This is a genomic window from Thermostichus sp. MS-CIW-15 (assembly GCF_054060575.1).
Window position 1 is genome coordinate 1 of the sequence record NZ_JBSSDI010000037.1, and the last position, 23,017, is coordinate 23,017.

At 61.4% G+C, this 23,017-nt stretch carries 19 protein-coding genes; 10 read left to right on the forward strand and 9 right to left on the reverse strand.

The window, feature by feature from the left end; genetic code table 11:
* Nucleotides 1-273 precede the first annotated feature (273 nt).
* The 9 genes from dnaK (at nucleotide 274) to ACVW0R_RS11725 (ending at nucleotide 11,071) form a co-directional block, all read left to right on the forward strand.
* Complete coding sequence (gene dnaK, locus ACVW0R_RS11685; protein ID WP_011429677.1) at nucleotides 274-2,082, forward strand: molecular chaperone DnaK; 1,809 nt, start codon at nucleotides 274-276, stop codon at nucleotides 2,080-2,082.
* Between the two features lie 116 nt (nucleotides 2,083-2,198).
* Entirely contained in the window at nucleotides 2,199-3,383 is a 1,185-nt protein-coding gene (gene dnaJ, locus ACVW0R_RS11690; protein ID WP_011429678.1) for a molecular chaperone DnaJ, read from the forward strand.
* Nucleotides 3,380-3,643 carry a sulfurtransferase TusA family protein gene (locus ACVW0R_RS11695; RefSeq protein ID WP_011429679.1) on the forward strand — a complete coding sequence of 88 codons (264 nt, stop codon included), beginning with the start codon at nucleotides 3,380-3,382 and terminating at the stop codon, nucleotides 3,641-3,643. Before dnaJ ends, ACVW0R_RS11695 begins: the two co-directional genes overlap by 4 nt.
* The gene (gene rsgA / locus ACVW0R_RS11700; protein ID WP_011429680.1) at nucleotides 3,640-4,731 is read left to right on the forward strand and encodes a ribosome small subunit-dependent GTPase A; all 1,092 of its coding nucleotides are present in this window, start codon (nucleotides 3,640-3,642) and stop codon (nucleotides 4,729-4,731) included. The genes ACVW0R_RS11695 and rsgA overlap by 4 nt, the downstream gene beginning before the upstream one ends.
* Nucleotides 4,732-4,865: 134 nt before the next feature.
* Nucleotides 4,866-6,386 (forward strand): hypothetical protein, encoded by a 1,521-nt coding sequence (locus tag ACVW0R_RS11705; protein ID WP_099812353.1) that lies wholly within the window; start codon nucleotides 4,866-4,868, stop codon nucleotides 6,384-6,386.
* 398 nt (nucleotides 6,387-6,784) lie between these two features.
* Nucleotides 6,785-7,771, forward strand: a complete 987-nt coding sequence (locus ACVW0R_RS11710; protein ID WP_168173637.1) for a pentapeptide repeat-containing protein — start codon at nucleotides 6,785-6,787, stop codon at nucleotides 7,769-7,771.
* Nucleotides 7,772-7,870: 99 nt separating this feature from the next.
* Complete coding sequence (locus ACVW0R_RS11715; protein WP_457502095.1) at nucleotides 7,871-9,394, forward strand: sensor histidine kinase; 1,524 nt, start codon at nucleotides 7,871-7,873, stop codon at nucleotides 9,392-9,394.
* A 95-nt stretch (nucleotides 9,395-9,489) separates the two neighbouring features.
* Complete coding sequence (locus ACVW0R_RS11720; RefSeq protein WP_011429685.1) at nucleotides 9,490-10,269, forward strand: sensor histidine kinase; 780 nt, start codon at nucleotides 9,490-9,492, stop codon at nucleotides 10,267-10,269.
* A gap of 64 nt (nucleotides 10,270-10,333) precedes the next feature.
* Nucleotides 10,334-11,071 (forward strand): response regulator transcription factor, encoded by a 738-nt coding sequence (locus ACVW0R_RS11725; RefSeq protein WP_414390766.1) that lies wholly within the window; start codon nucleotides 10,334-10,336, stop codon nucleotides 11,069-11,071.
* Between the two features lie 21 nt (nucleotides 11,072-11,092).
* On the opposite strand, the gene ACVW0R_RS11730 is transcribed toward ACVW0R_RS11725, so the two are convergent.
* The 8 genes from ACVW0R_RS11730 to rnc form a co-directional block, all read right to left on the reverse strand.
* Nucleotides 11,093-12,739, reverse strand: a complete 1,647-nt coding sequence (locus tag ACVW0R_RS11730; RefSeq protein WP_457502096.1) for a DUF3352 domain-containing protein — start codon at nucleotides 12,737-12,739, stop codon at nucleotides 11,093-11,095.
* Nucleotides 12,740-12,835: 96 nt separating this feature from the next.
* The gene (locus tag ACVW0R_RS11735; RefSeq protein WP_457502097.1) at nucleotides 12,836-13,369 is read right to left on the reverse strand and encodes a ribonuclease H family protein; all 534 of its coding nucleotides are present in this window, start codon (nucleotides 13,367-13,369) and stop codon (nucleotides 12,836-12,838) included.
* Between the two features lie 383 nt (nucleotides 13,370-13,752).
* The gene (locus ACVW0R_RS11740) at nucleotides 13,753-14,853 is read right to left on the reverse strand and encodes a phosphotransacetylase family protein (RefSeq protein ID WP_099812347.1); all 1,101 of its coding nucleotides are present in this window, start codon (nucleotides 14,851-14,853) and stop codon (nucleotides 13,753-13,755) included.
* Nucleotides 14,854-15,051: 198 nt separating this feature from the next.
* Nucleotides 15,052-16,509: a TrkH family potassium uptake protein gene (locus tag ACVW0R_RS11745; protein WP_457502098.1), complete on the reverse strand. Its 1,458-nt coding sequence runs from the start codon at nucleotides 16,507-16,509 to the stop codon at nucleotides 15,052-15,054.
* A gap of 11 nt (nucleotides 16,510-16,520) precedes the next feature.
* Entirely contained in the window at nucleotides 16,521-17,180 is a 660-nt protein-coding gene (locus tag ACVW0R_RS11750) for a potassium channel family protein (protein WP_011429691.1), read from the reverse strand.
* A 76-nt stretch (nucleotides 17,181-17,256) separates the two neighbouring features.
* A complete protein-coding gene (gene clpX / locus ACVW0R_RS11755; RefSeq protein WP_011429692.1) occupies nucleotides 17,257-18,603 on the reverse strand; it encodes an ATP-dependent protease ATP-binding subunit ClpX in 1,347 nt (448 codons plus the stop codon).
* Nucleotides 18,604-19,145: 542 nt separating this feature from the next.
* Nucleotides 19,146-21,167, reverse strand: coding sequence for an NAD-dependent DNA ligase LigA (ligA, locus tag ACVW0R_RS11760; RefSeq protein ID WP_457502099.1), 2,022 nt, complete (start codon nucleotides 21,165-21,167; stop codon nucleotides 19,146-19,148).
* A gap of 237 nt (nucleotides 21,168-21,404) precedes the next feature.
* Nucleotides 21,405-22,130 carry a ribonuclease III gene (gene rnc / locus ACVW0R_RS11765; protein ID WP_011429694.1) on the reverse strand — a complete coding sequence of 242 codons (726 nt, stop codon included), beginning with the start codon at nucleotides 22,128-22,130 and terminating at the stop codon, nucleotides 21,405-21,407.
* Between the two features lie 91 nt (nucleotides 22,131-22,221).
* Here rnc and ACVW0R_RS11770 point away from each other — a divergent pair, with 91 nt between their 5' ends.
* Entirely contained in the window at nucleotides 22,222-22,554 is a 333-nt protein-coding gene (locus ACVW0R_RS11770) for a hypothetical protein (protein ID WP_011429695.1), read from the forward strand.
* A gap of 57 nt (nucleotides 22,555-22,611) precedes the next feature.
* Here the strand turns inward: ACVW0R_RS11770 and ACVW0R_RS11775 are convergent, their stop codons facing one another.
* Nucleotides 22,612-22,887: a hypothetical protein gene (locus ACVW0R_RS11775; RefSeq protein ID WP_041438897.1), complete on the reverse strand. Its 276-nt coding sequence runs from the start codon at nucleotides 22,885-22,887 to the stop codon at nucleotides 22,612-22,614.
* Nucleotides 22,888-23,017 lie beyond the last annotated feature (130 nt).

Here is a 23,017-nt window from a genome sequence, read left to right on the forward strand (position 1 = left end):
GGGGGGACTGGGGGGCTGGGGGGCTGGGATATAGGGGGGTACAGAGCGGGGCTTCCAGGACTACGTCCCGCTAGCGCGAACGGCGGATTAGCTAACCAAACTTGCTCACTTGAACCTTGACAAACAAAGCCGGGATAGCCTCAAAAAGGCTACAGTAAAGCTACGGAGGCGGAAGCGCCGCCTGAAGGTTTCTGCGGGATTCTGGGCAAAATGCTCTTATGAGATCCGTGGAATTGTCCTGGGTTGGGATTTGACGCACGGGGAGAGAGGGGTATGGGCAAAGTCATCGGGATTGACCTGGGAACCACCAACAGTTGCGTGGCGGTTTTGGAAGGGGGCAAGCCCGTGGTGATCACCAACGCCGAAGGAGGGCGCACCACCCCCAGCATCGTCGGCTTTGCCAAGAACAACGTCCGCCTGGTGGGCCAACTGGCCAAGCGTCAGGCGGTTACCAACGCCGAAAACACCATCTTCAGCATCAAACGCTTCATTGGCCGCACCTTCGCCGAAACTGAAGAAGAGCGCAAGCGAGTCCCCTACAAGGTGATCCCTGGCCGGGACAACATGGTGGAGGTGGTGGTGCAGGATCGCGCCTACACGCCCCAGGAGATCTCCGCAATGATCCTGCAAAAGCTGAAGGCCGACGCGGAGGCTTATCTGGGGGAGCCGGTGACTCAGGCGGTGATCACCGTCCCCGCCTACTTTACCGATGCCCAGCGCCAGGCCACCAAAGACGCGGGCACCATTGCCGGACTGGAGGTGTTGCGCATCATCAACGAACCGACGGCAGCCGCCCTGGCCTACGGGCTGGACAAACAAGATCAAGATCTGCGCATCTTGGTTTTCGACCTGGGTGGCGGCACCTTCGACGTCTCGGTGCTGCAACTGGGCAGCGGCGTGTTCGAGGTACAAGCCACCGCCGGCAACAACCACCTGGGCGGGGATGACTTTGACCAGAGAATTGTCGATTGGCTCAACCGCCAGTTTTTGGAGACGGAAGGGATCGACCTCTCCCGGGATCGCATGGCCTTGCAGCGGATGCGGGAGGCGGCGGAGAAGGCCAAAATCGAGCTGTCCAGCACCCAGGTTACGCTCATCAACCTGCCCTTTATCACCGCCGACGACTCCGGGCCCAAACACCTGGAAGTGGAGCTGACCCGCGCCAAGTTCGAGGAGTTGGTGCAGGATCTGGTGGAGGCTACTGTTGAGCCCACCGAGCAAGCTTTGCGGGATGCCGGCCTCTCCCCTGAGGATATCGACCGCGTGCTGCTGGTGGGTGGCTCTACTCGCATTCCCGCTGTTCAGGAGAAGATTCGGCAAATCTTCAAAAAAAACCCGGATCGCTCCGTCAACCCCGACGAGGCAGTAGCCCTTGGCGCAGCCATCCAGGCAGGGGTGGTAGGCGGAGAAGTGAAAGACCTGCTGCTGTTGGATGTGATTCCCCTCTCCATTGGCGTGGAGACCTTGGGCGGGGTATTCACCCGCATCATCGAGCGCAACACCACCATTCCCACCAGCAAAACCCAAATTTTCTCCACCGCCACCGACGGCCAGACAATGGTGGAAATCCACGTCTTGCAGGGAGAGCGGGCTATGGCCAAGGACAACAAGACCTTGGGCCGCTTTCAACTAACCGGGATCCCGCCAGCTCCCCGCGGGGTGCCCCAGATCGAAGTCTCCTTTGATATCGATGCCAACGGCATTTTGAAAGTCTCCGCCCGCGAGAAGGGGACGGGGATCGAGCAGAGCATCAAGATCACCAACCACGGCGGCTTGAGCAGCAGCGAGATCGAGCGGATGCGTCGGGAAGCCGAGGCCTACGCCGAAGAAGATCGGCGCCGGCGGCAGTTGGTGGAAGCCCGCAACCAAGCGGACAGCCTGCTCTACAACTACGAGAAGACCCTGCAGGAGCACGGCAGTCGCCTTAGCGAGATCTGCCTCCAGAGGGGGGCCCAGGCGGCGGGCACATTGAGGGCGCTGCTGGCAAATGATAACGTAGACTTAGCAACTTTACGGAATGCAATGGAAGAGCTGCGGGCTGTGCTCCTAGAGATGGGGAGTGAGATCTATGGCACTCGCTGAGGATACTCGGCGAAGGCTTTTGCTCAGCTCTGGGGCATGGCAGAGGGGCATTGCCTGGGCCATCCGGCAAGCTGTGTTTCCGGCGTCATTCGATCCTTGTTCTCTGAAGCGCTTCTATGGCTCGTGACTACTACGAAATCTTGGGGGTTAGCCGTGATAGCTCCAAGGAAGAGATTAAGCGCGCCTATCGTCGGCTGGCCCGCAAGTATCACCCTGACGTCAACAAAGAGCCAGGGGCTGAGGATCGCTTCAAGGAAATCAACCGCGCCTATGAGGTGCTCTCGGACGACGAGCTGAGGGCTCGCTACGACCGCTTTGGGGAAGCTGGGCTGAGCGGTGCGGCGGCTGCCGCCAGCGGGTTCCAGGATTTCGCCGGAATCGGTGGCTTCGCCGACCTTTTCGAGAGCTTCTTCACCAACTTTGCGGGAGGGGGAGTTGGCTACAGCCGCAGCCGCCAAGGGCCGGTACGCGGGGATGACCTGCGCTTTGACCTGAAATTGGAGTTTCTCGAGGCCATCTTCGGCGGCGAAAAGCAAATTCGCATCAGCCACTTGGAGGTCTGCCCGGTCTGTGGGGGCAGCGGGGCCAAGCCCGGCACAGATGTGAAAGTCTGCCCCACCTGTGGCGGCGCTGGTCAGGTGCGGCGGGCCACCCGCACCCCCTTTGGCAACTTTACCCAGGTCTCGATCTGCCCCACCTGCGGCGGTGCCGGCCGGGTGCTGGAAGAGCCCTGCTATAACTGCAATGGCGAGGGCCTCGCCCAGACCACCAAGAAGCTGCGCATCAACATCCCTGCCGGCGTGGACAGCGGCACCCGTCTGCGGGTTTCTGGCGAGGGGGATGCCGGTCGGCGCGGTGGCCCACCTGGGGATCTCTACGTTTACCTCTTCGTCGAGCCGGATCCCGACTTCCAGCGGGATGGTCTCACCATCTTCTCGCAGGTGCGGGTAAGCTATCTGCAGGCCATTTTGGGGGCTAAAGTCTTGGTGCCCACGGTGGACTCGAAGGCGGGCCTGGAGGAAGAGGCGGAGCTGACCATTCCGGCGGGTTCCCAGCCGGGTACGGTGCTAACTCTGGAGGGCAAGGGGGTACCTCGCCTTGGCAATCCGATGTTGCGGGGCGACCACAAAATCACCCTGGTAGTGGAGATTCCCACCCGCATCAGCTCGGAAGAGCGGGAACTGCTTATGCGCCTGGCCGAGTTGCATGGGGAACGCATCAACAAGCGGGACGGTTTCTTGGGCGGGCTGTTGCGGGGGCTGGCCCAAATGCCCGGCAACCGAGAGCGAGAAGAAGAATGACGGCAGAGGCAATTCCCCCCCACGAGGTGAAGCTGGTTCTGGATCAACGCGGGATCCCCTGCCCGCTCAACTACGTGCGCGCCAAGTTGCGCCTAGAACGCATGGCGCCGGGGGAGGTGCTGGAGCTGTGGCTGGATGCAGGAGAGCCTCTGGAGCAGGTGCCCAAGAGCCTGACGATGGCGGGGCATTACATTGAAGGGCAACAAGCGGCGCCCGAGGGACACCACATCCTCTGGGTACGCCGTGGGAATTTGGCATGAGCCACCGGAGCGCCGTCCAAGAGGAGGGGCAGGGATCCACTTGCACTGGCTGGGTGCGCGCCGCCCAGGCTAACTTTTATCGCGTGCGCATCGATCCCGAGCTGGCTGCCCTTTTTCCTGAGATCGAGGCGCATTTCCCGGCCCAAAAGCCGATGCCGGCGGAGCTTCTCTGCACTGCTCGGGCCAAGCTCAAAAAAATGGGGCAGTCGGTGATGGTGGGGGACTGGGTGGAGGTTAGCTTACCGCCGGCTGCCGACTCTCTCTGGCCGGAGCGGGGGGCAATTGAGGCCATTCTGCCGCGGCGAACTCAGTTGCCTCGACCGGCCATCGCCAACATAACCCAAGTCTTGGTGGTGATGGCCCTGGCCGAGCCGGAGCCCGAGCCCAACGCCCTCAGCCGTCTGCTGGTGCAGGCCGAGGCCAGCCACCTGCGAGTTCAGGTGGTGTTCAACAAGTGCGATTGTGTAGAGGCGGCGGTGGCAGAGAGCTGGCGACAGCGTCTGCAGCGGTGGGGGTATGAGCCTCTATTGGTCAGTGCCCTTACTGAGGCAGGGATCCCCGAGCTGCGCCGCCGCTGTCGGGATCAGATTTCGGTGGTGGCTGGCCCCTCAGGGGTAGGCAAGTCAAGCTTGCTCAACCGACTCTTGCCGGCTGTTCAGCTGACCACCCAAGCGGTGTCAGAGAAGTTGCGCCAGGGGCGGCACACCACCCGCCATGTGGAGCTGTTCCCTCTGCCAGAGGGGGGTTGGATTGCCGACTCTCCGGGGTTCAATGCCGGCGAAGGGATCCCGCCGGTTTCCCCTCAGCAGCTAATACGTTGCTTTCCGGAAGTGCGGGAGCGGCTGGGCACCTGTCAGTTTCGCGATTGCTTGCACGATCGGGAGCCGGGCTGTGGGCTGCGGGAGCTGGACTGGGAGCGGCGGGGGTTTTACCTACAGCTTTTACATGAACTCCAGGAAGCGCAAGCGGCAAACTCTGCCCCAGCTTGCCCAGGTCTCAAGCGAAGGGGGGAGGGGCACCACCTGACCTGCCGTAAGCAGAGCCATCGCATCCTGACCGATTCCGACCTAGACTGGCAAGAGGATTGAGGCGGATAGAGCCTTTGGCCCTGGTTGATTGCCTTCGCCGCTTCCTTACATGATGATGGTAGGACCTCTTGACCATGCTCCTCCAGAAACGGCCTTTTAACCCCAAGGCCTAAAACTCCCACTGAGCAGCTCCTATGGTTCTCTCGGATCCCCTTCACCTTATCGTCCAAGAGGTGCAGCAGGGCGAGTACGCAGACCGGGTAAAAAAGCTGGTTTACTTCACCTGCACCCGCACTTGGACAAACGACGCTGTCAAGCTGAGCGGGGAGGAGCTAAAGGCTCTGCTGGAGCAGCTCTACCGCGAGCATGCGACCCTGGAGGACCTAGTCCGGCGTTTTCGCGACGCCATCAGCCAAATCAACAAGAAGGCTGAATACGCCCGCGTCGCCAAACTGCTGCTGAGCAAGCTCGAGCTCCTCTATCACCAGTCTCAATCGGATCCCGGCAGCCCTCTGACTGCTTCATCTGGGGATCTGCCGGCTTGGGTGGCGCCTGCGCCCAGCTTACCTGTGAGATACGGCGGCCTACAACTGCACAAGCAAGACTACGACCCGTTCGAGTTGCGGGCGGGGGTGATGCAGCAGACAAGTCCCTTGCGGGCCAAGCTGGTTTTGTTCACGGCTTTGCACCACAGGCTAGAGCCCACGGTGCAAGGGTTGGCGGCCCTACGGCGCTACAGTCTCGACGAGCTGCTCAGAGCCCTTTACGACGCCTGCAACTCCCCGCAGGAGCTGGAAGCGCGGCTGCAACAGGCGGTGCAGCAGCTCCAGGAGCCGGAGCAGGATAGCCAAGCAGCTAACGCCGTGCTGCAGATGCTGCAGCCTCTCTACGTTTACGTGTCCCAAGAAACAATGGCCGGTGGGGGGCTAGCTGCCGAGACTCTCGCCGCCGATCTCGATTGGCTCAATGGGGAAAATGCCGTCGGCACTGGCGGGACGGAGTCCAGCCGCATCACTTGGCTGGAGTCCGAAAGCCCGAACGAGGGGGAAGCGACAGCCGAGCCCCCTGCTTTTTCTGCTCCTGCCGTTCTGGCGTCAGAGCTTCCAGAACCCTGCCGCCAACTGCTGCACCGTAGCGCCGGATCCCTGATGGCCACCATCGAGAACACCCTGAGCGAGTTGGGCAACGCCCTGGACGAAGGGCTGCAGGACGAGGATCCGGACCAATACCTGAGCCTCAAACACCAGGTGCTGCGTGGCCTTCTGAAAGACGTAGAGGGATCCGCTGCCCTGTTCAGAGGGATCCTGAGTAGGCTGGAGCAGTCGGAGTGGGGTTTGCTGCGGCCCGCCGGCAATGCGGGACAGCCAGGAGAGATGGCCGAGATGCCGCTTCAGGTGGGGGATCCCTATGCCGCTCTGCGGCAGGTGCTGGCCACCAGCGAGCTGGCCCGCCAAAAGCCCCAGTTGGAGCAGGAAGTGATGCGCTTGGTGCGGCGCAGCATTGGCGCGATCAAAACCGCCATTGAAAATGCCCTGAGCGAGCTGGGCCAGGCCTTGGACGAACAGTTCCAGAGCCGTCCCCTAGAAGAAGCCTTAGTTCTCAAGTACCAGACGTTGCGCGCCTTTTTGCAGGAAGTCGAGGAGATCTCCACCAAGTTCGCCGCTTTCTTGGCCCGCATGGAGGAGGCAGAGCGCCGTCTATTTGGCCTGGTTTGAAAACCAAGCCCGCCATTCTGGGATCCCGTCAACTCGCCTGAAGTCAGAGAGAGCTGTAGCTGTAGGAGCAGCCCCCCTCTCCCAGTGGGAGAGGGGTGGGGGGTGAGGGATGCCGCTTCGCCGCTGCCAACATCCAAGACAGCGCCGGGCGCGAAAGCCCTGACCCTCCTCACCCTTGAGGGCAGAGATTCTTCGGAGTCCCGAAACGAACCTTCAAAGGCGCTGTCCAACCGCTCTGCTGTTACCCTGGCGGCCACCCTACTTTTTTGGTCGCGCCGGCGAGGCCAAGTCCTTTGCCTTCCCTAGAGCCGATAATGCTGGCGCTCCAGTGCAGTGTCTCGCTTTAGAATGGCCATGAGCGCGGGATCAGCTCTCTTCCATGGATTCTATGGATGCCAATGGATGCCAAAGATCTGCTCCGACTGTACCGGGCAGGACGGGTTAACTTTGCAGGCGAGAACCTGGCCGCTCTGGATCTGAGCCGAGCGGATTTGATCGGGATAGACCTTTCTCAGGCCGACCTGCATGGTATCAACTTGATCTTTGCCTACCTGGGGCGGGCCAAGCTGCAGAAGGCCAACTTGGTGGGAGCGAATCTCAGTGGGGCCAACCTCAGCCAGGCTGACCTGAGCGAGGCAGATCTCAGAGATGCGCATTTGCACGGCACCACGTTGCAAGGGGCGGACTTGCACGGGGCTAACTTGACGCTGGCTCTGTTGATCGACGCCAACTTGCTAGAGGCGGATCTGCGCTGGGCCAACCTCACCAGCGCCAACCTGGGGGGGGCTTGCCTGCGGGGGGCCAATCTCCGTTTCGAGAGTCGCCGGGCAGCCATGCTGCGCAGCGCCAATCTCAGCCGCGCCGACCTGAGCGGGGCCAACCTGGCGGGAGCGGATTTGACGCGGGCCGACCTAAGGGGGGCCAATCTCAAAGAGGCCAGTTTAATCGGAGCCCACTTACAGGGAGCCAACCTACAGCGGGCCTGTTTGCGCGGGGCCCTCCTCAGCAACGCCGACCTGAGGGGAGCTTCCTTTCTGGGCGGGGACCTACAGGGGGTGCAGATGGGGCGGGCCAACTTGAAGGAAGCCATGCTCAGCCAGGTCAACTTGGCGGAAGCCAACCTCAGCGAGGCAGATCTGGCGGGAGCCGATCTTTCCGCCGCCTGCCTGCGCTCGGCCAAGCTGGCGCGGACGGATCTGAGTCGGGCTAACCTGGCCGGGGCCGACCTGAGATCGGCCAGCCTGGTGGATGCCTATCTGGGCCGCACCAACCTGGAAAATGCCGATCTCCGCGAGGCCATCCTCACCCGCGCCGACCTCAGCACCGCCAACCTCGCGGGAGCCAACCTGCGCGGGGCGACTCTGCCAGATGGACGGATTGGGTGAGCAAGACGGGGATCCGCCCTGGAGAAGGTGAGGTTTTCCGCTGTCCTAGAAGCTCCACAACCGCTAGCCTACAGGGGAAGGGTGGGATCAAAGGGATCCGTGAACAGCCGCCGATTTCTGTCCTTGATGGAAGCCTTGTGGGCCGCTCTACCCTTGCCAGAATGGTTGCCGGGGGCGGGAGAGCGCTCTTGGCAGCAGACGGTGGCAGCCCTGCTCCAGCTATGGCAAGAGGTTGGACAGTTTGGCGTGGTGATCGGGGGGCCGGTCTCCTGGTGGCCCCCTTGGGTGGTGCAGGATCCCTTACCCCAACTGCCGCTGCCCATGGATGCGCTGCATCTTCCCCGCCACTCTTGGGAGCCGGCACGGGAACCCCCCTGGTTGTTCAGCCCGGATTTTTCCCCTGAGTCAATCCTCACCCCTGGGCAGACGGTGATCCCTCTCCTGCCGCGGGATCCACTGGTGGAGGAGCCTTTTCTGTTGCTGCTCACCCCTGTTTTTTCGGCAGTAGCTGCCCAGGGTCACCATCCCCACACCCGGCAGAGGGGGATGATGGTCTCTTTTGAGCCGGAGGTGATCCGACGAGCCTGGCAGAGCCTGGAGCAACGGGTTCAACAGGGCAGGCCAGACCGGCTGGCCGCTTGGCAGGAGTTGGCCCGCCACTATCCCCTGATGCAGCCGCATGTACGGGTGTTGGCCCGCTTCAGCAGCTTCCTTCTGCTGGGTAACCTGGCCGAGTTTGGATCCCCGCCCGCCCGCCTGCCCCCTGCCAGGGCAGAACAGGAGGCTGCCGCTGTGCCTCCACCGCCACCAGCAGCAAGGCAGATCCCGGCTTCTTCATCTTCCGCTTCCTCGCCGGCGCCTGAGCCTCCCGCCCACGGCCGCTCCTCCGCTCCCCAAGCCGAGCCAGAGCAAGCGGGCAGCCTCTCGGAGGCGGAGTTGTTGCGGGCTCTCATCCACGAGATCCAGACGCCCCTCAGCACCATCCGCACCTTGGTCAGCCTCATCCTGAAGCGGCGCGACCTGCCACCGCGGGTGCGGGAATACGTGGAGAAGATCGACCGCGAGTGCACCGAGCAAATCAACCGTTTCGGTCTGTTTTTCCAGGCCACAGAAACGGTCATGCCCGCTGCCACGCCAGGCGAGGGACGTCGGTTGCAACTGGAGCCGATTGCGCTGGTGGACTTGGTGCGGCAAAACCTGCCCCGCTGGCAGGAACAGGTGGAACGGCGGGGATCCCGCTTGGAGTTGGAGATCCCTGCCGAGCTGCCCGATGTGGTCAGCGATCCCAAAGCCCTGGAGGCGGTGCTATTTGGAATTATCGACCGCCTAGCCCGTAGTACTCCCGCTGACAGCCGCATCCGCGCCCAATTGCTCAGCGCTGGCGAGCTGGTGAAGCTGCAGTTCCAGGTAAACACCCCCGAGGGGAGCGACACCCCTAGCCTGGAACTTAAGTCCCCTCAGCCAATTGGCCAGTTGTTGGTGGTGCAGCCAGATACCGGGGCCATTAGCCTCAGCCTGCCAGTAGCCCGAACCCTGTTCCGAGCTTTGGGGGGCTATCTCACTGTGCGCCATCGGGCTCGGCAAGGGGAAATTCTCAATATCTACTTACCCCGCCAGCTCTAGTCCGCCGGCCTGGAGCCGGTCTGAAGTGGCAAATCCCAGGGAGGATGGGGCTAGGATCGATTTGCTTGCTCCAGGAGAGTTGAAAGAGGGGATCCATGCCGAGAGCGAAAAAAGTTGCCGAACCTCACCCAGAGCCTGAGCCCGTCTGTGGGGGCGGGGATCCCAGGCCTGGCGGGGGGATCACTCTATCTGCCCAGCAGCTCTCCACCTTGCTCCACGAGATGCGCAATCCTCTAACCGCCCTGAGCACGCTGGCCAAGTTGTTGCAAAAGCGTCTGCCCCCCGACGATCGCAACCACTGGATTGGCCTGAGCATTGAACAGGAGTGCAAGCATCTGCAGGATCTGCTGGCGGAGCTGGAGCGCTTGGACGGGATCCCGGCTCCTCTCCAACTTCGGCCCCTCTCCTTGGCCGACCTGCTGCGGGAGTGGAGCCCTATTTATCAGGCCCTGGCGGAAGCGCAGGGACATCGCTTTCAGGCCGTTCTTCCCCCTTTCCTGCCGCCGGTACTGGCAGATCCCCGCGCCCTGCGCCAGGTGTTGGATAACTTAATCGACAACGCCTGCAAGTACACCCCGCCCCCCGGCGATATCCAGCTCAGGGTAGAGGTCAAGCCCGCCGAGGAAGCGAGAGGCTCAAGCGCCTCCTCTTGCCAGGAGGTGTGGATCGCCGTCTGCGACAACGGCCCCGGCATCCATCCTGAGAACCTGGAGCGGATCTTCGATCCGTTTTTTCGCGCCGATCCCTCCAAGCCGGGGCAGGGGCTGGGGTTGGCCATCAGCCGCGACTTGGCCGCCCAAATGGGAGGAGATCTCGAGGTGGAAAGCTCCCCCCAGGGCTCCTGCTTCCGCCTCAGATTGCTCACGGCCCAGTAGGGCTTAAATGGAGCAGGTATGTCTCTTCCAGCCAAAATCTTGAAAGCTATCCAGGAGCTGCACAATGGCCCCCTCCGCTCAAGCCAAATCCGAACCTGCCTCGGCACGGGCCCGCATCTTGTTGGTGGATGACGAGCCAGGCTTGCGGGAAGCAGTGCAAGCCTATCTAGAAGACAGCGGCTTTGAGGTGATCCCGGCTGCCAATGCCCAGCAAGCCCTGCAACTGCTCAGCACGACGCAGCCACAGTTGATTATTTCCGACATCATGATGCCGGGCATGGACGGCTACCAATTTTTGGCGCAAGTGCGAAAACTCGATCCCTACAGCCACCTGCCCGTGGTCTTCCTCACCGCCAAGGGGATGACCGCCGACCGCATCCAGGGCTACCGGGCCGGCGTCGATGCCTACTTGCCCAAGCCATTCGACCCGGAGGAGCTGGTGGCCATTGTCTCCAATCTCATCGAGCGCTCCCGCGCGGCCAGCCCCTCGGAGGTAGTGGCCCGCGAGCTGGCCTCGATTCGCGCCCTGCTATCGGAGCGAACTCTCCCCCCGACCATTCCCTCTCAGCCCCCCACCCCAACTCCTTTACCCCCACCGATTAAGGTGGAGCTGACACCACGGGAACAGCAGGTGTTGGAGAAGGTAGCAGAGGGTCTGATGAACAAAGAAATTGCCAAACAACTGCAAACCAGCGTGCGCAACGTGGAAAAATACGTCACCCGCCTCCTCAACAAGACGGGCACCAGCAGCCGCACCGAGCTGGTGCGCTACGCCCTCACCTACGGTCTGATCCGGTTGTAGCCCTCACCGCCGGCCCCTCTCTTACGGCTGTGGCTTGGGCGGCACCGTGACCAGCAGCTCCAGTCCAAGGGCGTGATCTCCGACGGGGTAGCTGGTGATCCCCAACCCATCGATACGGGTCAGTAGCTCGCGGGCCTCCGGCTCCAAGCTTGCCAGCCCACCCGGCAAAGCGGCTTCTAGCACTGTGCGGATGCCGCGCCAGTTGAGCAAAAAGTAGCCGTAGTTGGGCTTGGGCAACTGCTCGTAGAGGGTCTTCAGCGGCTCGGTTTGAGGGATCCAATTGCCCTGGCGTTGGGCAAGGGTTTGCAGCGCCGCCGTGCTGGTGGTAACCATCAGGTAGTTGCCTTCCCAAGACCGCACCAAGAGCGGACGTTTAAACAAGGGATCCGCCCAGGTGACCTGGCCCTCGGCTTCTGTTACTCGCGCGCCCGACTCTTGGGCCAGCCGATCCAACTGGGCCAGAGCTGCGTTGGCCTTATCTTTTTGGCTGCTCTCGACGAGCAAAGCCGCCCCCATGCCCTGAAAGAAGGGGTGGGCCTGGGCATCGGGCGCCACCAGCAGGGCCATCTCCCCGTCCAGCCAAGCCATCAGGTCTTGATCCAAATCCAGGCGGGTATTGGCCCGGAACTCGGCCCGCAGCTCATCCAGCAACTCTTTGGCCTGGGGATCCTTTTCCAGTTCAGAGACAACCGCTTGCCAGCGCTGGGCCACCTGCTGGGTGGTGATCACCGCCAGGGCACTGCCGGGCAGCCGCCGGATCAGCTCGCCCCGGGCGGTTTGCCACTTGCCCAGCAGCGGGGTTTGGGGATCCAGTTGGGTGAGCATGCGCATCTGCAGGCCCTGCTCCCGCCAGTGGGCGGCCATGGCCAGAGAGCGCAGCGGCTGCAGGGATCCCAGCTCTTCCGGATCTAGATCCGGCATCCAATCTTTAAAGGATGTGGGGTCGTCGTGGAGGGCCTGGAAATTGAAGTAGGCAAAAGCCAGGGTGCCCGGCTTCTGGTAGAGATCGCCCACGGCGGTGCGGAAACCTTCGGCGCGGCTGATGGGCTCCGCCTCGCCGCGATAGACAGCAATCGCCCGCTGCATCACCTTGGGATCGTTGGCCAGGGCCACGAAGCGGTTGCCAAACTCCGCCGTCACCCACCGTTCGCCCGGCTTGCCGTTGGTTTGCACGTAGAGAGTCACTCCTTGCTCCTGGCGCTGCTCAAAGTTGGCCCCTTCTGCCTCTGCCTGTTGCCGCACTTGGGCCAGAAATTGCCTGGACAGATCGGCGTTGCGGGTGCTGGCTCCCCACAGGATCCCAGGCACCGGCTCCGCCGCCCCTGGCACCAAATTGGGGATCACCACCGCCAGCGTAAAGTGATCCCCGGCCCAAGCTTGCATCTCTTCCCGAGAAAACTCCTGGCCAGTGCTGGCCCAAGCTTCTGCCGTCCAGCTTTCCCAACGGGCCAAAAGGTCAGGGTGGGTGCGGAGCGACTCTTCCGGTTTGGTAGAAAGGGCCAGCACCAGAGGTGCCGATTGGGGAACCAGCGCCGTCTCGGGCAGAACATCGCCAGGCAACTGCACCTGGGGTGCCCTGAGCTGACAGGATCCCAAAAGCCAAGAGCTCCCCACCGCCATCAACGTCAGGGAGAGCGGACGAGAGCGACGATAAAGTTGGGCCTGCATACCCCACCTGCAACGAGCCGTCCTCTTGAGCATAGGCGATGGACTTAGCCCCTGTCTGTGATCCCAGGCCTTCACCGAAGTATCGAAATAAATCAGCTACTTGGGTCGGGCGCGGGCGACCAGCTCATCCACATATTCGTTCCAGCGCAGACCCCGATGGGCCGGGATCCAGGCCACCCGCACCTGAGGGCACTCCTGCTTGAGTTGATATAACTCCTCAACCAGATCCAAGTTTTCCACTGGCCCTGTGCGCCGCCGCCATCCCTGGGCTGCCCAGCGCTCCATCCAATCGTTATAAGTCTGCACGCAAAGGTGGGAGTCGCTGTAGATGGTCTCTACCGCGTTGCCCGGCGTATCCCGGCAGTATTGCAAGGCCCGAATGAGGCCGGTCAATTCCATGCGGTTGTTGGTGCTGGCGGGATCCCCTCCGTAAAACTCATCCACAATCTGGTCATCCTCAACCACCACCACCGCCCATCCCCCTGGCCCTGGATTGGGGGAACAGCCCCCGTCGGTAAAAATGCCACTAGGAGGGCAATCGGCCAGCCGTGGGGGAGGTGCTACTTGGCGGTTGCCCGGACGTAAGCTCTTGGCCATGATGGGATCCCTAGCCGACACCGGCAACTGCATTCTACCCCCTGGAGGGCCTGTCGGCGCCGTCGTGGCTGGAAAAGTATCTTTTCGCGCTACCGGCAGCATAAGCCTGTAGAGGCATCAGAAGCCGAGTTATTTGGCCAAACAGCGCGAATAAAAACCCCCAGAAAAGCTGGGGGAGGAGTGGTGTGTTGAGGTGATGAATACTTGCATGATATCTCTTGATGCCGGTGGGTAGCCGCAAATGGCAAACGATCTCTGCGTTTTCTTGCAGAAATCATTGCAAACGGGAGCAAGCGCCAGACACTAGAAATCAGGACGGTAGAGAAAATCTGTTCCCCCTTGGTTACAGATAGTGTTTCTCATCTGAACATATGCCTTACTAAGGGCTAGATGTAGAGAAGCCCTAGATAACTTTTTTATGCACCTGCTGCCGACGCTAGGGATTGTGTCAGGCCCAGATGGGCATAAAGGCGGGAAAAGTCAAAGTTTGCTGACATTAACTCCTGGATGCAGCGAACCTTAACCTCCTCGTGCAGGCGGATCTGGCCGAAAACCCGCTCGATGCGATTGATGGTGGTGAAGGTATCCAGATCCACGGAGAGGATCGGCACTTCCAGTTCTTCGGCCCGCGCCCGGATGCGGGGATCCAGAGGCAGCTTGCCGGTCAAGATTAGGCAGAGGGTGGAGGTTTCCAGGGCGGCCAGTTGAATATCGGTGCGGTCGCCGCCGGTGATCACCGCCTTGTGCTCCAGCTTGCGGAAGTACTTCAAGGCGGAGTTGACGTTCATCGCCCCCACCGCGATGTCTTCGACCATCAAGTCCATCCGATCCGGGCAGCAGAGCACCTCGGCCTCCAGTTGCCGCGCCAGCTCCCCAACGCTGATGCTGCGCAAAATGCGGTGGGAGGGCAAAATGCCCAAAACCGGGATCCCTTGCGCCTCCAGAAAGGGTCGAACGATGGTCTTTGCCGGCTCCATCTGGTCGGGTGGCACATCGTTGAGCAGCACGCCGGCCAAATGGGATCCCAGTTGGCGGTGGGCAAAGAGAAGAGAATCGACCGCCAAAGGGGAATGGTAGCGGCTGATCAGCAGTACCTGAGCATCCAGGGCTTGGGCCATTTTGGCCAGGGAGAGGCCGAACAACTCGCCCTCGTAGAGATCGGCCGGGCCCTCTAGCAGGATCAAATCCGCAGCGGATCCCGTGGCAAACTTCAGCAGAGGGGCGACAGAGCGCGCGGGATCTGGCTCCCCCGGAGACTGCTGGATATGGGTCAGCAACGCCTCTTCGTCGAGCTGGAAAAGCATGGGTGGCATCTGGGTCAGCTGCAGCGTCTCCGCTACAAAGCGCATATCCGGGTCTATCCCTTCCGGGGATCCATCCTCCCGGGCGCAAGATCCGAGCGGCTTCCCATAAGTAATTTTCACTCCTTGTTGCTGCAGATGCTTGGCCAAACCCAAGACAGCCGCCGACTTGCCGCTGAAAGGTTCGGTAGAACCGATTAGGAGGAACTTGGACACGGAAAGCTCCCAATACGCAAGGGACAACGAGGGTGTAGCTGAGGTTACCTGTTACTCAGTCTAGCGGAGGCCGCTTGGGGGAAACCTCGGGGCTGCCTCCGAGGGAAGCTGGAGATTTCCCGGCGGGGCTGTGAGCTGGGGAACCACCTCCAACCTCTGCTCTCCCCCTTTGGATTTCCTTGTCCTCTGGTCAGGAGATTACCCGATTAAAATTGGCTCTTCCGGGTAGATCACCAACTGACGCGGTTGCTGCTGGGCCAAAGCCAGGACAATGGTTAACGCCCCCAGCCGGCCCCAGAACATCACCAAAACGATAATCAGTTGGCCGAACAAATTCAGCTCCCCCGTGAACCCCGTCGAGAGGCCACAGGTAGCAAAAGCGGAGATGACCTCGAAGAGCACCGGATCCAGCCTGCTGTGGTGGTGGGTAATTAAGATCAGCCAAGTTGCCAATAGCACCACGAACAGAGAGACGGTCAACACCGCTGCTGCCTTGCGCACCATCGAGGGATCCAAACTGCGCCCCGCAATCTGGGCGCTGGGCAAACCGCGGGCATAGCCCCACAAGGCCAACACCAACACTGCCAAGGTGCCGGTGGTGATGCCACCCCCCATGGAAGCCGGAGCTGCCCCGATAAACATGAGAGCCATCAGCAACAACTGACTTGCCGGGGTCAAATCCTCAATGGGGATCCCGGCGAACCCGGCGGTACGGGCCGAAACCGATTGAAAAAATGTCAGGCCCAAGCGGCGGGGCCAGCTTACCTCCTGCAAGGATCCCTGGGGCAAGCTCTCGGCCAAGAACATCCCCAGTCCGCCCGTGCAGAGCAAGACCACCACCACGACCAGGGTGATGCGGGTGTGCAGAGAGGGGCGGTGGCCCCGGGGCCAAGTTAGCAGATCCGACAAAACCGGGATGCCCAAGCCGCCGATAAAAATCAGAGCCGCCAAGATCGCCAGCGACAGGCCATCCGTAGGGATCCCTTCGGCGCCAAATAGATCAAACCCCGCATTGCAAAAGGCCGAGACCGCGTGAAAAATCGCCAGAAAAACTGCTCGCTCCGGCCCGTAGAGATCCCGCCAGTGCACCCAGAGCAGCAAAGCTCCGCCCAGCTCAATCAGGGTGACCCCGATCAACACCCGCCGCGTCAATTCGAGAATAGCCCCCGGATCGATCAGGCCCAGCGAGTTGCACAGCGCCAAGCGGTTGAGCAGGGAAATGCGCCGCCCGAGCAGTTGAAAGACCACCACCGCCAGCACCATGAAGCCGACCCCGCCAATTTGGATCAACAGCAGCAACACGATCTGGCCGAACAAAGTGAGATCCTCCGCCGCCACAATCGTCGAGAGACCCGTTACGCTCAGGGCGGACATGGCCGTAAACAGCGCCTCATTCCAGCTCAAGGGATTCCCGCGCCCAATTCCCGGCAGCATCAGTAGCAAAGTCCCCACCACCGCCAGCAGGCCCAACCCCGCGACCAGGCGCAGGGGCGGCGGCAGCGGGCGACGCCTGTCCCCAAAAAAGAGCCGGTGTAAGCGACTGGCCGGGATCCAAGAGGACTGAGGCAGCGTCGGGCGAGGGGTTCCTGAAGATCGGGGAGACACCCATCCCTCAGCCCCCTCGGGTTGCGGCGGCGGGACGCAGCCCTCTCTCATCGGATCCCCCGTTACATCTCGTTCAGCCGCGAGATGTTGGTATTGGCCCCCAGCACCACCAGCAGATCCCCCTTCTCCAGCAGGTAATCTGCCGGGGGAGAAACCACCAACGATTGTTTTCGCTTCACCACCAAAACTGTGATGCCGAAGCGGCGACGCAAGTCCGACTCCGCCAGCGTATGGCCCACCAGCGCCTCCGGCACCTCCAGCTCGGTGATGCTGTAACCCGGCTCCAGCTCCAATTGATCTAGGATCCCTGGTGCCGTCAGCACCTGAGCCAAACGTCGCCCCGCCTCCTGCTCCGGCAACACCACCCGATCCGCTCCCACCCGCAAGAGAATCGAGCGTTGCCGCTCTGTCGAAGCCTTGCAAACCACGTTGCGCACCCCCAAACTCTTGAGGGCCACCGTCGTCAACAGATTGCTCTCGAAATCGCTGCCGATGGCCACCACCACGGTGTCGAAGGAGAGAATATCCACCGCCCGCAGGGCATCCTCATCGCTGGAATCCAGCGCCACCACCTGCGTTAGCTGATCCGCCAGACGCTGCACAATCTCCCGGCTGCGGTCGATCCCCAAAACATTGTGCCCTCGCTCCATCAGCGTGAGGGCCAAGCTCGTGCCGAAGCGTCCCAGACCGATCACCGCATACTCGCGATCCGCCCGCCCCATGCGCCCCCTTGCCCTTCCTTGCAAGACCAAACACTGATCATATGCCGACGCAGCGGGATCCAGCAGGGCTGTGACCCTAGGCAGACTCAGGTTTAGGCAGGGTGGAAGGGTGAGGGATCAGCTCGTGCGTGGAACGGCGCTCCACCATCTCGGCCGTGATGCGCACGTATTTGATATCCCGGCGAGAGGGAACCTCGTACATCACGTCCAGCATTAGCTCTTCCACAATGGCCCGCAGCGCCCGCGCCCCCGTTTTGCGACGGTAGGCTTCCTTGGCAATGGCAGAAATGGCAGCCGGCTCGAACTCTAGCTCCACCCCGTCCATGCGCAACAGCTTCTGGGCCTGCTTGAGGATGGCATTTTTAGGCTGCGTCAAGATGGCCTCGAGGGCCTTCTCGTCCAGGGGATCCAGGGTAGCCACCACCGGCAGCCGCCCTATGAATTCTGGGATCATGCCGTACTTGATCAAATCCTCCGGCTCCAGCGCCTTGAGGGCATCGGCCAGGCGTTGCTCACGGGTAACTGCTAGCTGCTCCCCTGGCTTGATAAAGCCCATCGACTTTTTGCCAATGCGCTGCTCGATCACCTTCTCCAGGCCGACAAAAGCGCCCCCACAGATGAAGAGAATGTTGGAAGTGTCGATTTGAATGCAGTCTTGGTAGGGGTGCTTGCGCCCTCCCTGCGGAGGCACGTTGGCAATAGTTCCCTCCAGCATCTTCAACAAAGCCTGCTGCACCCCTTCGCCGGAAACGTCGCGGGTAATGGAAGGGTTTTCGCTCTTGCGGGCAATTTTGTCGATTTCGTCGATGTAGATGATGCCGCGCTGGGCTTCTTCCACATCCATGTCCGCCACCTGCAGCAGGCGCAACAGGATGTTTTCCACATCTTCGCCAACGTAGCCGGCTTCGGTGAGGGTAGTGGCATCGGCAACGGCAAAGGGCACATCCAACATGCGGGCCAGGGTTTCGGCCAGCAGGGTTTTGCCGGAGCCGGTGGGGCCAATGACCAAAATGTTGGACTTTTGCAGTTCCACCTCATCCAGCTCCGCAGCTCCGAGGCTGTTGGGGTTGGCCTTAGCAGCCAGCCGCTTGTAGTGGTTGTAAACCGCCACCGACAGAACCTTCTTGGCCTTCTCTTGGCCAATCACGTACTGGTCAAGGTAGCGCATGATCTCGCGCGGCTTAGGCAACTGTGCCAGAGAAGGCAAGCTGCGAGAGGATTTTCTAGGGGTTTCGCGACGGCTGGCAGCAGGGGCTGTGGCAGGTGGGGTATTGCCGTCGTAGAGTTCCTCCTCCAAAATCTCGTTGCACAGCTCCACACACTCGTCGCAGATGTAGACCCCCGGCCCCGCAATCAACTTACGCACTTGATCCTGGGACTTATTACAGAAGGAGCATCTCAGGTGGGAGTCATGCTTGGCCATGGGATCCTCGTTGCTGTTTGCTCTTGGCTATTGTGTTCGGCGAATTCCAGGAAAGACAGGACGCTCTGGTGCTGCTTAAACGTGGGGCGCGGCCGCAGAGGCGTAGGAATACTGAAGGGACAGAACTTACTGACCTACTAGTCTAGCACTTCCTTCCAGCTTGTGGGCTTCCTAAGCCGGCTGTAGAGGATAGCTCTGCGGCGATTGGATAGAAAGTTGATAAGAAAACCGCCCGACTCGACGTCGAGCGGCGGATGGTGTGAGGAGTGAACGGAAACATGCGTCTCCGCTACTCTCATGATAGTGGAATGTTCCTAACTCTGGCAGAGACGGTCGTCGGAAGCAAGTGGGCTTTTTGGTTCGGTTGGATACCCTCTGGAGCGGAACCAGGGTAGATCTTGAGCACCAAAAAGGGGAAGGGACTGTCCGTGTTTCGTCCTCTTCCCCCTCTGGCGTCCACTCCTCACAGAATCGCATGATAAACCATCGCCAGGGCGAGGACAAGCCGGCCTTCCCAAATTTTTTCTCGTCAAGGATGGAGATCACTTCGGATCCAACGCCAGCAGCTCCGCCTCGCTCAGGAGAGGGATCCCCAAAGCCTGGGCCTGCTTGAGTTTGGAGCCGGGATCCGACCCTACCACCACATAGTCGGTTTGGCGGCTGACGCTGGCGGTCACTTTGCCGCCGCGGCTTTCAATCCAAGCCTTGGCCTGCTGGCGGGAGAGAGTAGGCAGGGTGCCGGTGATGACAAACTTCTTCCCAGCCAGAACCTGGGAGACGGCAGGGTCCGCTTGCCGGGGCAGGGCAGGGATCCCCAGCTCCCGCAGCTCCTGCAGCAACTTCTGGTGGGCGGGATCGGCAAACCAGGCCACCACCGCCTCGGCAATTTCCGCCCCTATCCCGTAGATTTGGGCGATGTCTTCAGCCCTGGCCTGGGCCAAGAGTTCTGGGGCGGGGAAATGCTGGGCCAAAATCTGGGCGGTCACCACCCCCACATGGGGGATCCCCAAGCCGTAGAGCACACGCTCCCAGGGCTGTTGGCGGGAGCGCTGGATGGCTTGTACCAGCTTCTGGCTGGAGCGGGATCCCATTCCCTCCAAGCTTTCCAACTGTTCCGGGGTGAGGCGGTAGAGATCGCTTACGGTGCGCACTCCTAGCTTTTCCACCAACTGGGCTACCCGCTTTTCCCCTAAGCCTTCGATATCCAGAGCGTCGCGGCTGGCCCAGTGCTGCAGTTGACCCCTGATCTTGGCCGGACAAGCTGGGTTGGGGCAGCGGGTTATCGCCTCGCCGGCAGGGCGAACCAAAAGGGTGCCGCACTCGGGACAGTGGCTGGGCAGGCGATAGGGAACGGCATCGGGGGGGCGCAGCTCCTTGAGGATCCCCACCACCTCAGGGATGATCTCGCCTGCCTTGCGCACGATGGCGGTGTCGCCAATGTGGACATCCAGCTCCTCCAGGCGATCGGCGTTGTGCAGGCTGGCGCGGCTGACGGTGGTGCCGGCTAGCAGCACCGGCTCCAGCTCCGCCACTGGTGTAACGGCCCCAGTGCGGCCCACGCTGGCCACGATGGCGCGGATGCGGGTGGGGACTTCCTGGGCAGGGTATTTGAGGGCAATGGCCCAGCGGGGGAATTTTTGCGTAAAGCCGGCCTCCTCTTGCAGCCGCAGGGAGTTGAGTTTAACCACCACCCCATCGCAGGCATAGGGAAGCTGGGCCTGCCGCCACCGCTCGTAGAACTGGGCCACCTCTTGGAGGTTCCGACAGACCTGGGAAAGAGGATTGACAGGCAATCCCAGTTCTTTCAGCCGCTGCAGACACTCCCACTGGGTTTGGGGAGGATCCCCGGCGGGCCACCCCTCCGGCCAGTGGAGAGCGTAGGCAAAGAAGCTAAGCTTGCGGGCGGCAACCACGCGGCTATCCAACTGGCGCAAGGTGCCGGCGGCGCAGTTGCGCGGGTTGGCAAAGGGGGGATCCCCGGCGGAGCATCGCTCCCGGTTGATGCGCTCGAACTCAGCAATGGGGAGATAGGCCTCTCCTCGCACCTCCAGGACCGGCGGGGGAGCGGCGGTTGCCAAGCGCAGGGGAATAGAAGGGATGGCGCGGATATTGGGGGTAATGTCCTCACCTGACTGTCCATCGCCGCGGGTGGCCCCCCGCTGCAGCAGCCCATCCACATAGGTAAGAGCCAGGGCAGCGCCGTCAATTTTCAGCTCGCACACATATTCCAGCTCCCCTTCCTCAGGGGTGCGCCCCAGAACCCGCCACAGGCGCTCTTGCCATTCCTTTAGCTCTTCCAGGTTGAAGGCGTTTTCCAGACTGTAGAGGGGGATGCGGTGGGAAACGGTGGGGAACTGCTCGGCGGGCTTTTCCCCTACCCGCTGGGTGGGGCTGTCGGGGGTGATGAGCTCGGGGTAGGCCCGCTCCAGCTCCTGCAGCTCGCGGTAGAGGCGGTCGTAAACGCTGTCTTCCAGAATGGGGGCATCGTGGACGTAGTAGGCAATGCTGGCCTTCTGCAGCAGAGCGCGCAGCTCGCGGGCGCGCTGTTCCAATTTTGGATCCATACTCTTGTTGCACCGTTGGCTAGGTCTAGCTTAGGTTCAACGCTCTCATCTCTCTCAGGCTGCCGCTGCTCTGCCCCCTTGTCAGCCTAACCCCCAAAAAGCTGGGCAATGCAGATCCCAGCTTGCAGCTGCAGGCGAGATGAGGCGAGAACTCCCCGTAGAAGCGGGCTGGCGGTGCCGGAAGCAGAGGCCGGCTACCACAGCGGTTGCCACCCATGGAGCGCCTCGTAGTGGCGCCTACCTTATTTCCTGCGACTGCAAGTGCCCGTAGGCTTGGGCCGCAGCGGCCATTTCTGCCGCCTTTTTGGAGCGCCCCTCGCCGCGGCCCCAACATTGGCCGTGGCCCCAAACTTCCATGGTGAAGTGCGGCGGGTGTTCCCGGGCAGCCACCAGACGATATTCCGGCAAGGTGCCCCATAGGCGTTGGGTCAGTTCCTGCAGCGCGGCTTTCGGGTTGCGCCGAGTGGGATCCTGGAACCACTGCTCCACCCGTTGGCGAAAGTAGGGATCCAGCCAAGGATGCAGCCGGGCCAGGGTGTGCATGCCCCAGCTCAGGTATAGGGATCCCAACACCGCCTCAAAAGCATCGGCTAAGCGCCGCTCCCGTCCGGCCAGGTCGTTTTGGGAGCTGGATCCCACCTCAAGGTAGCGCTCTAGGCCATGCAGATCCGCCAGTTCCGCCAGGTGGGCATCGCTGATCAGATCCGAGCGAACTGCGGTCAGCTCTCCCACCGACAAGTGGGGATAGGACTGGAACAAGAACTCAGTGGCCAAAATGCGCAGGACAGAATCCCCTAAGAACTCCAGCCGGTCGTTGTTGCGCTGGCCATCCAGAGAAGGGTGAATCAAAGCTTGATCCAACAGATCCCAGCGCAGTTGCTCCAGCCAGGCGGGATCCTTGAACCCCAACCGGTTCAGCAGGTGCTCTAAGGCGCGGCGACGAGGTGGGATCGGCTCAACCATAAAACCTGCGGCAAAATCTCTACACCTAGAATGCTCTCAGTGCTCACCTTGTGCTACAGGAGTAGTATAAGCCTTTGGAGAGGATCCCTGCATGCATGCCCACGCCCACCCTCGCACTCCCACCACCGAGATGGAGGTGACCAGCATTCGTCTGGAGCGGGAACTGAAGCAACGACTGAAGGCGTTGGCCGGCGGCCAGGGCTACCAGGCCTTGATCCGCGAAATTCTCTGGGGCTATGTCTTGCGCCACTCTCAAGAGGCTGCCACCCTCACCGCCGAGGATATTCAGGCCAGTTTCCCCGCCACGGCTCAGCGGCCCCAGCGTTGCGCCCTCACTGGCCAGGCCATCCAGCCACAGGAGCCGATGCTGCTGGGGTTGACTACGGACGGGAAATTGGTTCCCCTCAGCCCTGCCAGCCTCTGATTCTGGAACTCGAGTTAGTCCAGAGAGCCCTGGAGCAACCGACTCGACCGGCTTCTGCTAAGTTCCGCGGATTTCTCGATATCTTCTGGCGCGTTCTTCGGCGGGATCAGGGGCTTGCGCCTTGGCAACGGCCTCTTGCAGTTGTGCCATCACTGCTTCTGGGGGGTCGGCAGAGCGGACGACGTAGAACATCAAGTTAATGGCTTCGGCGGCCGTCAGCTTAAGGTTCTCTTTTCCTTTTGGCACCAGCGCGATCTTGCCGTCTGTTGTCGTAATCGCCGTATGGGATCCTTTGGCAAGAATCTCCCCAGCTTTTTCCAGAGTGACAAGCATATCCGTGCCTGATACATTTACGCTGAACACTGCTAAGCATTATCGCTCAACGGTGCAGCGATAGCATCCTGCCCACTGCTGAACAGGATGGCGGTATCCCGCAAAGCTCTGAGCATAACACCCAGAGCGC